At 74.3% G+C, this 11,440-nt stretch carries 6 protein-coding genes; 2 read left to right on the top strand and 4 right to left on the bottom strand.

Features of this window, described 5'->3' with window-relative positions; translation table 11 throughout:
* On the bottom strand, window positions 1–1,856 hold a 1,856-nt coding region (locus BI06_RS19190), incomplete at its 3' end, for an N-6 DNA methylase (RefSeq protein WP_051741260.1).
* A 216-nt stretch (window positions 1,857–2,072) separates the two neighbouring features.
* Between BI06_RS19190 and BI06_RS19195 the strand changes: the two genes are divergently transcribed.
* Entirely contained in the window at window positions 2,073–2,729 is a 657-nt protein-coding gene (locus BI06_RS19195) for a DUF4352 domain-containing protein (protein ID WP_043469348.1), read from the top strand.
* A 156-nt stretch (window positions 2,730–2,885) separates the two neighbouring features.
* On the opposite strand, the gene mfd is transcribed toward BI06_RS19195, so the two are convergent.
* Window positions 2,886–6,515: a transcription-repair coupling factor gene (mfd, locus tag BI06_RS19200; RefSeq protein WP_043469351.1), complete on the bottom strand. Its 3,630-nt coding sequence runs from the start codon at window positions 6,513–6,515 to the stop codon at window positions 2,886–2,888.
* A gap of 706 nt (window positions 6,516–7,221) precedes the next feature.
* Here mfd and BI06_RS19205 point away from each other — a divergent pair.
* Window positions 7,222–8,538, top strand: coding sequence for a nucleotide sugar dehydrogenase (locus BI06_RS19205; protein WP_043469353.1), 1,317 nt, complete (start codon window positions 7,222–7,224; stop codon window positions 8,536–8,538).
* 132 nt (window positions 8,539–8,670) lie between these two features.
* On the opposite strand, the gene BI06_RS19210 is transcribed toward BI06_RS19205, so the two are convergent.
* Both BI06_RS19210 and BI06_RS19215 read right to left on the bottom strand, forming a co-directional pair.
* Window positions 8,671–10,098, bottom strand: a complete 1,428-nt coding sequence (locus BI06_RS19210) for a hypothetical protein (RefSeq protein WP_043469355.1) — start codon at window positions 10,096–10,098, stop codon at window positions 8,671–8,673.
* A gap of 287 nt (window positions 10,099–10,385) precedes the next feature.
* Window positions 10,386–11,440: SUKH-4 family immunity protein (locus tag BI06_RS19215; RefSeq protein ID WP_233290193.1), on the bottom strand; the 1,055-nt coding region annotated here is incomplete at its 5' end.

Genomic DNA, 11,440 nt, shown 5'->3' on the forward strand with positions numbered 1-11,440 from the left:
CCGCCGAGGGCGGGGACGAGCACGTCGCCGGGCCGGGTCAGCGGAGTGCCTTCGGCGGCGGCCCGGTCGAGGACGGCGCCGGGCGCGAGGCCGGCGACCAGGTCCTGGTCCGTCAGGACGGGGGTGCCGGACGGATCGGTGCCGACGGGCCGGGTCGGGGCGCCGGCCCCGGAGGAGTGCACCTCCAGGAGTCCGGAGCGGACCAGCTCCCCCAGGGTGACGACCGGGCCTCCGCCCCCGGCCCCACCCGCGCCCGGCGCCGGGTCGGCCGCCGGGCCGGGCAGCAGCGTGCCGGGGTCGGCGAGCCCGTCCAGCAGTTCGGTCAGCCGGCCGCCGAGGTGGGAGAGTCCGGCGGCGCCGCCGGCCGGGGCGGCCGGCGGGACGTGCCGGGCGGGCGAGAGGTCGGTCTCGTCGTCAAGCAGGTCGATCGCCGCCACGGTCCGGTAGCGGCCGGGCCGGTCCTCGGGGAGCGGGAGGCCCTCGCGGGCGGCGAGGTCGAAGGCGCGCCAGGCGTCCAGGACGGTGCGGCGCAGCTCGGGCCAGCGGACCTTGTCGCGGCCGCCCTCGGCGAGTTCGGCGGAGCCGGGCGAGGTGGCGGCGGCGTCCAGCATGAGCACCTGGCGGAAGTCGTCGCCGGGGCGGGGCGCGCGCAGCACCCAGAGGTGGAGCGGTACCCCGTAGGGGGGCGCGGCGCCGGCCGGGAGGGCGACGACGGCCCGCAGCGCCCCGGAGCGCAGCAGTTCGGCGCGGACCCGGCGGCCGGCCCGGCGGGCGGCGACGGTCGGCGGGAGCAGCAGGGCGGTGAGCCCGCCGGGACGGGTGTGGGCGAGGCAGTGCAGCACCCAGGCGAGTTCGGACTCGCCGCGCGGCGGGACGAGTCCGCCGGGCCAGCGCCGGTCGAACTGCAGCTCGTCGTGGCCCCAGTCCCGCTCGTTGTAGGGCGGCTGGCAGAGCACAGCGTCGAAGGTGTGCCCGGTGTAGGCGTCGGTGCGCAGGGCGTCGCCGGGGCGGAGGTCGACCGGGAGCGGGGCGGGGTCGGCGGCGGGCGCGTGCAGGGCGAGCCTGAGCCGGGCGAGCGCGGCGGTGACCGGGTCGGTGTCCTGGCCGTAGCGGTCGGTGGTGGACGGCAGGGCGAGCAGCAGGGCGCCGAGGCCGGTGGCGGGGTCGAGCACGGTGGCGGGGACGCCGGCCACGGCGGCGAGCAGTTCGGCGGCCTCCGGCGGGGTGGGGCTGAGCTGGCGGGTATTGGCCTCGGCGTACCGGGTGAGGAGCTGTTCGTAGGCGGCGGCCGGGCCGGCCTCGTCGGCCAGCCGGGCCAGCAGCCGGGCGAGGTCGAGCTCGGTGGAGCCGAACAGGCCGGGCCGCCCGGGGCCGGCGGTCCCGTCCGAGCCGTCGGCCCCGATCCCGGCCGTGGTCCCGCCCCCGACACCGGCCCCACCACCGGTGACGGCATCGGGGCCGAACACGGTGCGGGCGGTGTCGGCGAGGGCGCGCGGCAGGGCGGTGGCGAGCCTGGTGTCCGGCTGCTCGGCGAGGGCGGCCCAGCGGTCCGGTTCGCGGTGCTGCAGCAGCAGGACGGCGCCGGCCCGGACCAGCGGGGCGGCCGGATGGCCGGCCGGGTCGCGCAGGGTCTCGACGAGCCGCCAGACCCGTTCCAGCAGCGGCAGTTCGGCGATCTTGCCCTGGGACCGGAGCCAGGCCTCCACCTCGGCGAGCGCGAATGCCGGGCTGCTGTCGGTGCCGCCGACGGGGCGCGGGAAGTCGGGGTGGCGGCGGCGCCAGTTGCTGACGGCGGCGCGGCCCACCCCGGCGAGGCGGGCGATCTCGACCGCGGTCACCTCGGGACGGTCCGGCATGGGGGCTCCTTCGTCGGCGACGGCACTGGTGTGGCCACACAGCATAGTCAGCGGCGCCGCTCCGACGGTTCACACGTGAACGGAGACGTTTTATGAAAGGCCGTTGACATCGTTCACAGCAGATGATGTGATCTGTCCTGTCGACAGCACGTCAGATCGACACCGCACAGGACGAGAAGCGCCGGTCCGTACCCGGCAACACGACTGGAGACCCCGATGTCCGCGACCACCCGCCGCACCCGCCGCACCGCCGCCCTGCTGCTGGGCGCCACGCTCGTCACCCTCACCGCGACGGCCTGCAACTCGACCGGCGGCCCGTCCGTCTCCACCGAGGCCAAGCAGACCGCCGCCGCCACCTCCGCCCCGGCGGCCGGCGCCCCGGCCAAGCCGGCCGACAGCAAGCCCGCCGAGAGCAAGCCGGCGGAGAGCAAGCCCGCCGAGGCGGCCAAGGCCCCGGCGAAGGTCGGCGACACCATCGCCCTCAAGAGCACCCTGGAGAAGGGCAACACCGCCGACGTGACCGCGCTGAAGGTGGTCGACCCGGCCCAGAGCACCAACGAGTACCTGACCGCGGCGGACGGCAAGCACTACGTCGCCGTGCAGTTCCAGATCAAGCCGACCGGTGCCAAGGCCTACAGCGAGGCCCCGTGGAGCGCCGCCAAGGTGATCGACGACCAGGGCCAGGCGTACGGCCCGACGCTCGCCGACACCAAGGCCGGCCCGTCCTTCCAGACCCCGACCAACATCGCCTCCGGCGAGACGGGCAAGGGCTTCGTCGTCTTCGAGGTGCCCAACGGCACCAAGCTCGACAAGGTCCAGTTCTCCCTGGACAACGGCTTCGCCGACCAGGTCGGCCAGTGGAAGCTCGGCTGACCGGTGGCGGCACCCCCGCCACCGCTCCCGCCACCGAACACAGAACCAAGAACGCGAACGCCCGCAGCAACACGAACGGCGGCCTCGGGCAGCACCGCCCGAGACCGCCGTACCCGGCGAGGACCCCTCAGGGGCCCTCGACCTCGACCGGATCCGCTACTTCTTCGCCCCCGCCAGGTCGTCGAACATCGACGACAGGAACTCCCTGGACCAGGCCAGCAGCTCCCGCCCGACCAGCGGCTTGCCGCCGATCCGCCCGGTGGACGGCCGCGGCACCAGCAGCTGGTTGGTCGCCGCCTTCACCTGGCTGCGCGGGTAGAGCCGGTTCAGCCGCAGCTGCTGCGACTCCCTCAGCTCGACCGGGCCGAAGCGCACATTGGCGCCCTGCAGCGTGATGTCCGCGATGCCGCACCGCCGTGCGTACAGCCGCAGCGCCGCGACCATGAGCAGGTTCTCCACCGGCTCGGGCAGCTTGCCGTACCGGTCGGCCAGCTCGTCCCGGACCTGGGTGATGTCCTCCTCCGAGTTGACCGCCGCGATCGAGCGGTAGGCCTGGAGCCGCAGCCGCTCCCCCGGCGCGTAGTCGTGCGGCACATGGGCGTCGACCGGCAGTTCGATCTTCACCTCCAGCGGCTCCTCCTCCGGCTCGCCGCCGCCCGACAGCGACTCCCGGAACTCGGCCACCGCCTCGCCGACCATCCGCATGTAGAGGTCGAAGCCGACGCCCGCGATGTGCCCGGACTGCTCGCCGCCGAGCAGGTTGCCCGCGCCGCGGATCTCCAGGTCCTTCATCGCGACGTACATGCCGGCGCCCATCTCGGTGTGCTGGGCGATGGTGGCCAGCCGCTCGTGCGCCGTCTCGGTCAGCGGCTTCTCCGGCGGGTACAGCATGTACGCGTACCCGCGCTCCCGGCCCCGGCCCACCCGGCCGCGCAGCTGGTGCAGCTGGGAGAGGCCGAAGGTGTCGCCGCGCTCGACGATCAGGGTGTTGGCGTTGGAGATGTCGATGCCGGACTCGACGATCGTGGTCGACACCAGGACGTCGAACTCCTTCTCCCAGAAGTCGACGACCACCTTCTCCAGCTGGGTCTCGCCCATCTGCCCGTGCGCGGTGGCGATCCGCGCCTCCGGCACCAGGTCCTTCAGCCGGGCGGCCGCCTTGTCGATCGACTCGACCCGGTTGTGGATGTAGAACACCTGGCCCTCGCGCAGGAGTTCACGCCGGATCGCGGCCGAGATCTGCTTCTCGTCGTAGGGGCCGACGAAGGTCAGCACCGGGTGCCGCTCCTCCGGCGGGGTGGTGATGGTGGACATCTCCCGGATCCCGGTGACCGCCATCTCCAGGGTGCGCGGGATCGGGGTCGCGGACATGGTGAGCACGTCGACGTTGGCCCGCAGCTTCTTCAGCTGCTCCTTGTGCTCGACGCCGAAGCGCTGCTCCTCGTCGACGATGACCAGGCCGAGGTCCTTGAAGCGGGTCTCCGAGGAGAACAACCGGTGGGTGCCGATGACGACGTCCACCGAGCCCTCGAACAGCCCCTCCAGCACGGCCTTGGCCTCGCTGTCGCTCTGGAACCTGGACAGCGCCTTCACGGTCACCGGGAAGTTGGCGTACCGCTCGGCGAAGGTCGAGAAGTGCTGCTGCACCAGCAGCGTGGTCGGCACCAGCACCGCGACCTGCTTGCCGTCCTGCACCGCCTTGAAGGCCGCCCGGACCGCGATCTCGGTCTTGCCGTAGCCGACGTCTCCGCAGATCAGCCGGTCCATCGGGACCGACTTCTCCATGTCCGCCTTGACCTCGGCGATGGTGGTCAGCTGGTCGGGCGTCTCCGCGTAGGGGAAGGCGTCCTCCAGCTCGCGCTGCCACGGGGTGTCCGGGCCGAAGGTGTGGCCGGGGGCCGCCATCCGGGCCGAGTACAGCTTGATCAGGTCGGCGGCGATCTCCTTGACCGCCTTCTTGGCCCGCTGCTTGGTCTTCGCCCAGTCCGCGCCGCCGAGCCGGTGCAGCGTCGGGGCCTCGCCGCCGACGTACTTGGTGACCTGGTCGAGCTGGTCGGTCGGCACGAACAGCCGGTCGCCGGGGTGGCCCCGCTTGGCCGGCGCGTACTCCAGCACCAGGTACTCACGGGTGGCGCCCTGCACGGTGCGCTGCACCATCTCCACGTACCGGCCGACGCCGTGCGCCTCGTGCACCACGTAGTCGCCGGGCACCAGCGCCAGCGGGTCGATCGCGTTGCGGCGCCGGGACGGCATCCGCCGCATGTCCTTGGTGGAGGACCGCTGGCCGGACAGGTCGGTCTCGGTGATCACGGTCAGCTTGAGCGTCTCGTCGACGAAGCCGTGCTCGATCGAGCCGCAGGAGACGTGCACGACGTCCCGGGTGGGGGCCTCGGACAGGTCGGCGACCAGCCGGGCCGCGATGCCCTCGTTGCCGAGCACCTCGGCGAGCCGGGAGGCCGGTCCGTGGCCCTCGGTCACCATGACTACCCGCCAGTCGGCGGCCAGCCGCTCCTTGGCGTCGGCGATCGCCCGGGCCGTGTCGCCCCGGTACGCCTCGACCGCGTGCATGCCGAGGGTCAGGGTGTTGGTGTCGAACTCCAGCAGCCCGCTCACCGAGGCGTCGCTGGTAGCGAACGGGCTGACCGACCACCACGGCAGGCCGATCTCGGCGGCGTGCTCGCGCACCTCGGCGAGCGAGCGCAGCGAGGCGGCCGAGACGTCGATGGTCTCCAGGTCGATCGGCCGGTCGCCCCCGGAGGCCGCCGCCACCCAGGAGGCGTGCAGGAACTCCTGGCTGGTCGCCACCAGGTCGGTGGCACGGGTGCGGACCCGCTCGGGGTCGCAGACCACCGCGACCGAGCCCAGCGGAAGCACGTCGACCAGCAGTTCCATGTCGTCGACCAGGACGGGCGCCAGCGACTCCATGCCCTCGACCGCGATGCCCTCGGCGATCCTGTCCAGGATCTCGGCCAGGCCCGGGTGCTCGGCGGACAGCTCGGCGGCCCGCGCCCGCACCTCGTCGGTCAGCAGCAGCTCGCGACAGGGCGGCGCCCACAGACCGTGCTCGGCGATCTCCAGGGACCGCTGGTCGGCCACCTTGAAGTACCGGATCTCCTCGACCTCGTCGCCCCAGAACTCCACCCGCAGCGGGTGCTCCTCGGTCGGCGGGAAGACGTCCAGGATGCCGCCGCGCACCGCGAACTCGCCGCGCTTCTCGACGAGTTCGACCCGGGAGTAGGCGGCCGCGGCGAGCCGGCGGGCGACCTGCTCCAGATCGTGCGACTCGCCCCGCTGGACGGCCACCGGCTCCAGTTCGGCCAGCCCCTTCACCTGCGGCTGGAGCACCGAGCGGACCGGCGCGACGATCACCTGCACCGGCCCGGCCGCCGGGTCGTCGACCCGCGGGTGGACGATCCGGCGCAGCACCGCGAGCCGGCGGCCGACCGTGTCCGAGCGCGGCGAGAGCCGCTCGTGCGGCAGCGTCTCCCAGGCCGGGAACTCGGCGACGGCGTCCGGCGGCAGCAGCGAGCGGAGCGAGGCGGCGAGGTCCTCGGCCTCCCGGCCGGTGGCGGTGACGGCCAGCACCGGACGGCCCCGTTCCCCGGCCGCCTGCCCGGCGAGCGCGCGGGCCAGCGCGGCGATCGCGAACGGCCTGGCGGCGGGCGGTCCGACCAGGTCGAGGTGGCGGCGGCCCCCGGCCGCCGCACCGGTGGCGGTGGCGGCCTCGATCGCCTCGGCGAGGGCCGCGTCCCGCGCGACGACATCGAGCAGTCCGGTCAGGCTCATCTGGAGTCTCTTCTTCGTCCCGAGGAAGGTGCTGCCCAGGGGCCCTGGGCCCGCTGGGGCAACGCGAACGGCCCGGCACGCCGTGCGGCCGGGGGTGTCCAGCCTACGCCGCGAGGCTGACGCGCACGCGGCACACGGCCGGGGGCGGAGCGGCGCACGACCCGCGCACGAACCGCACGCGGTGCGCCGGCGATCCGGTGCGGACGAACCACCGCCCGCACGCTGCCGGTCCTGGCGTTCCGCCGGGCCGTTTCCCCATCGTCGCGTTCTGCCACGATCTGGACATACTCCTGTCACTGCCCGTCCATGGAGATCGCGCACCATGGTGAATGTGCCCGCCGCACCCAACCGTGGGGGATGGCTGCGAGGGGCACGGTCGCACACCCGATGGGGGTCGGGAGTGCGAGGCCGGGCGGCCCTGGGTGGGGGCGCCCGCCCACACGCCGGGAACCGTGGCGTCCTTTCCTGGAGGACGCCACGGGTCTCGGCCTCATTCTTTTCCCCGCCCGACCCTCCCGTCCACACACCCGGTGTCACGATCGCGTGCCGCCCGGCCCCGCGCGCGGCGCCGCGTCCCTTTCCGGCCCCTTTCGGCGCAATCCCGGGAAAGCCCGCGCCGTCCGGCCCCGCTCCCTACCCTGTGGTGAAGACCGTGTGGAGACGCCCGGAGGGGCCAGGGGCGTCGCGATGGAGGGGGTTCTTCGTCATGCGCGTTGTCATCGCAGGCCAGGGTTATGTGGGGCTGCCGCTCGCGGTCCGCGCGGCCGAGGTCGGGCACCGGGTGGTCGGCTACGACGTGGACGAGCGCCGGATCAAACGGCTGGCCGTCGGCGAGTCCTACGTCGAGGACATCCCGGCCGAGCGGCTGCGGCCGCTGCTGGAGAACGGGAGCTATCTGCCGTCCGCCGAGCCGTCCGACGTCGCGGAGTTCGACGTCGCGGTGATCACCGTGCCGACGCCGCTGCGCGACGGGGTGCCCGACCTGTCGTACATCGAGTCCTCGGCCGCCCTGCTTGCCCAGCACCTGCGGCCGGGGGCGACCGTCGTGCTGGAGTCCACCACCTACCCCGGCACCACCGAGGAGCTGCTCGCGCCGCTGCTGGAGCAGGGGTCGGGGCTGACCGCCGGGCGGGACTTCCACCTCGGCTACAGCCCCGAGCGGATCGACCCGGGCAACCCGACCTGGCGGCTGGAGAACACCCCGAAGGTGGTCTCCGGGATCGACCCGGCCTCCCTGGCCGCGGTCGAGGGCTTCTACGGCGGGCTGATCGACCGGACCGTCCCGGTCTCCTCCTGCAAGGAGGCCGAGCTGACCAAGCTGCTGGAGAACACCTTCCGCCATGTGAACATCGCCCTGGTCAACGAGCTGGCGATGTTCGCCCACGATCTGGGGATCGACGTCTGGGAGGCCATCGACGCCGCCTCCACCAAGCCGTTCGGCTATCTGCGCTTCACCCCCGGCCCGGGGGTGGGCGGGCACTGCCTGCCGATCGACCCGTCCTACCTGTCCTGGCGGGTGGAGCGGGCGCTCGGCCAGTCGTTCCGCTTCGTCGAGCTGGCCAACGACGTCAACAGCCACATGCCCGACTACGTGGTCCGGCGGCTCGCCGAGGCGCTGAACGAGCGGCAGCGCTCGGTCAAGGGCTCGCGGGTGCTGCTTCTGGGGCTGGCGTACAAGAAGAACACCGGCGACGCCCGGGAGACGCCGGCCGCCCGGGTCGCCGAGCTGCTGGTCCGGATGGGCGCCGAGGTCCGCGCCGCCGATCCGCACGTGGTGGTCGGGGTGCATGTGCCCGAGCCGGTGATCCCCGGCCAGCGGGCGGCCGAGCACGACCCGCACGGCGACCCCTTCGCCGCCGTCCACCGGGTGGAGGCGAGCCCGGAGGAGCTGGCGGCGGCGGACGCGGTCGTGCTGCTGGCCGACCACGACGACTTCGACTACGGGGCGATCAGCGCCCACGCCCGCTACGTGCTGGACTGCCGGCGCCGGCTGGCCGGCGGCGCCGCGGTCGAGGTGCTCTGAGCCGTCCCGCCGGGTCCGCCGCCGGTCCAGTCCGGTCCAGTCCGATCCGCCTCCGGCCGGGCCCGAACGCGCCGGGCCCCGAACGCGTCGCGGCGTTCGGGGCCCGGTACGTACGGGGCCGGCGGCGGGCGGTCAGCGCCGGCGGCGGTAGGCGACCGTGTTCGGGGTGCCGTACTCGGCGCCGTCGTCCACGATCACGATCTTCGGGATGATCCTGGTCTCCTCCTCGGCCGGGCGCTCGGCACCGGCCGACTCGCCGCCCGCCGCCTCGCCACCGTCCGCCGCCGGGACCGGCGGGGGCGTGGCGGGCCTCGGCGGCACCGGGCCGGTGGCGACGACCGGGGCGACCCGCCCGGGGGTGACCCGGAGCATCGCGGTGGCCGCCTCGCCGGAGCCGGACGCCGGGCCGACCGGCCGGGCCGGGACGGGCTCCTTGCGGAGCACGGCCCGCGGGTCGGCGGCCGCGGGCACCGGGACGGACAGGGCGGCGGGGACGGCGACGGGCAGCGGGATCTCCCCGGTGTCGGCCTCCGAGTCCACCGGGGGCGCGTCCGAGGGCGCGGCGTCGACCGGAGCCTTGTCGACGGGCGCGGCGTCCGCCGGGGCGCCGTCGGCGATCTCCTGCCCGGCCCGGACCTCGGCCGCCAGGGCCTCGGCCACCGGGGCCGGCAGCGGCTCGATCGCACCCACCGCGGCACCCGTGAGCGAGGCCAGCGTCGCCTTGATGTGGTCGAGGTGCTGCTGCACCGTCTCCAGCCTGGCGGAGAACTCGCGGTGCTCGCGCTCGGTCGCCGCGTTGATCCGCTCGGCCTCGCGCCGGGCCTGCTCGATCAGCTCGTCCGCCCTGGCCTGCGCCTCGGCGTCGCTCTGCTTGATCCGGCCGAGCACCCCGTCCCGGAACTGCTCGGCCTCCTTGACCCGCCGCTCGGCGGTGGAGGAGATCGCCGCGTCCTCGCTGTCGGCCCTGGCCTGCGCCTCGGCGAAGGTCTCGTCGGCCTTGCGGCGCAGCTCGGCCAGCTTGGCCTCGGCCCGCTCGGAGGCCTCGGCGGCCGCGACCCGGACCTGGGCCGCGTGCGCGGTGGCGGCGTCCCGGACGGCCCGGACCTCGCGGTCGGTGTCGGCCCGGATCGACTCGGCCTCGGCCCGGGTGCGCTCCTCGGTGCGGCGCGCGGCCGCGTCGGCCTCGCTCCGGGTGACGGCCGCGTACTCCTTGGCGGCCCGGTCGGCCGCCTGGCCGGCCTCGTAGACCTCGTCGCGGAGGTCCTCGGCCGCGCGCTCGGCCTTGTCACGGACGGCGCGGGCCTCGTTCTCGGCCGTCCGGGCCAGCCCGGCGGCCTGCTCGCTGAGCACCTCGTAGTCCGGTTCCGGGGCATCGGCGGCGGCCTGCCGGACCTCGGCCAGCCGGCGTTCCATCTCCCGGATTCCGGACCCGAGCACGCTCAGCCGCTCCCACGCCTCGTCCCGCTGCGCGGTGTAGGCGGTCAGGGCTCGGTCGACCTGCTCGGGCGCGTAACCGCGTCGGGCAACGGTGAAGCCGTACTGGGGGACGGCGTCGCTCATGGGCTCTTCCCCTCGTGTCGCGGGCTGCGGAGCCCATGATCGGACGGATCGGTCCGCTCGGGAACCGGGTCGACGAACCCGGTCGGGAGTCGAACGTCGAACGGATCGAAACATGTCGAGGATGGACGATTGCGACCATCCTCTTGACCTATTTTGCGCAGATCATGGCGAAACCCCAATGAGGCACCGCCGCACCGGTACGCCGAAGGGGCCGTTCCGGACACCGGAACGACCCCCAGCCACCTGCGTGGACCCGGGGCCACCCGCCAGGGCTTGTCCGACAATCCCTAGAGCAGGCCGTCCCAGAACTGCTCCAGCAGCACGGCCCACCAGGTGTCCGCGGACTGGAGCGCAGCCGGGTCGATCGCGGCCAGCTGAGCCTGGAAGTCGGTCGTCCAGCGACCGGCCTGGTCCGGGGTCAGCCCGTACCGCAGCCGCCACATCCGGCCCAGCAGGGCCAGCGCGCGGACGAACTCCGGTACACCCGTGTTGACGAACCGGGGCGGCTCCCCGGTTCCTTCGAGATCGATCGCGACCACGTGCGCCGTGCCGTACTGCACACACAGCTGCCGACCGTAGTCGTTGCCCAGCACCAGGTAGCCGCCGAAGTCGGTGCCGCCCGCAAGGCCCCGCTCGGCGGCCAGCTCGGCCAGCGTCGGGATCGGCCGGCCCTCCTGGGCCTGCGCCCAGAAGAACGGTCCGAACTCGCGCGGCAGACCCGCCCACATCAGCGTCTGCGCCACCGGCTCGGGAACGCCCTGCCGGGCCACCGCGCGCTGCTCGAAGCGGAACACGTTCGCCCCGAAGGCCTGGCCGAGCTCCTGGCCGAGCTGCTGCGGCGGGACCGGCTGCGGCGCCGGGACGGTGCCCGGGGCGGGCAGCGGCACCCGGAACGGCCGGACCCGCTGCGGACCGGAGGCCAGCTGGTGCAGCTCGTCCAGGTGGTCCAGCAGCTGGGCCATGCCGGCCTGCCGGGAGTGGTGCTCCCGGCCGTAGTCGGCGGTGTGGGTGAGCCGGACGTTCGGCCAGGAGGCGGCGATCATCCGGTGGCAGTAGCCGCCGGGCAGGTCGCAGGACTCCAGCTCGGTGTAGAGCTCCAGCACCTGCTCCGGCGGCACGTTCAGCCGCCGCAGGTCCTGGAGGATCTTCCACTCCGGGTGCGGGGTGCCGGGCTCGCTGCGGTGCAGCAGCTTCTGCTCCGACCCGTCCGGGCCCCGGTAGCTGAGCGCGGCGAAGTAGCCCGGGCCGACCGCGGGCACACCGGGCGGCACCGGGGCGCCCTGCGGCGGTCCGGGGACGGGCGCCGGCGGGACGGGCGCGGCGACCGGCACCGGCGCCGGGG

The organism is Kitasatospora sp. MBT66 (assembly GCF_000710405.2).
GTDB classification, from domain to species: Bacteria; Actinomycetota; Actinomycetes; order Streptomycetales; family Streptomycetaceae; genus Kitasatospora; species Kitasatospora purpeofusca.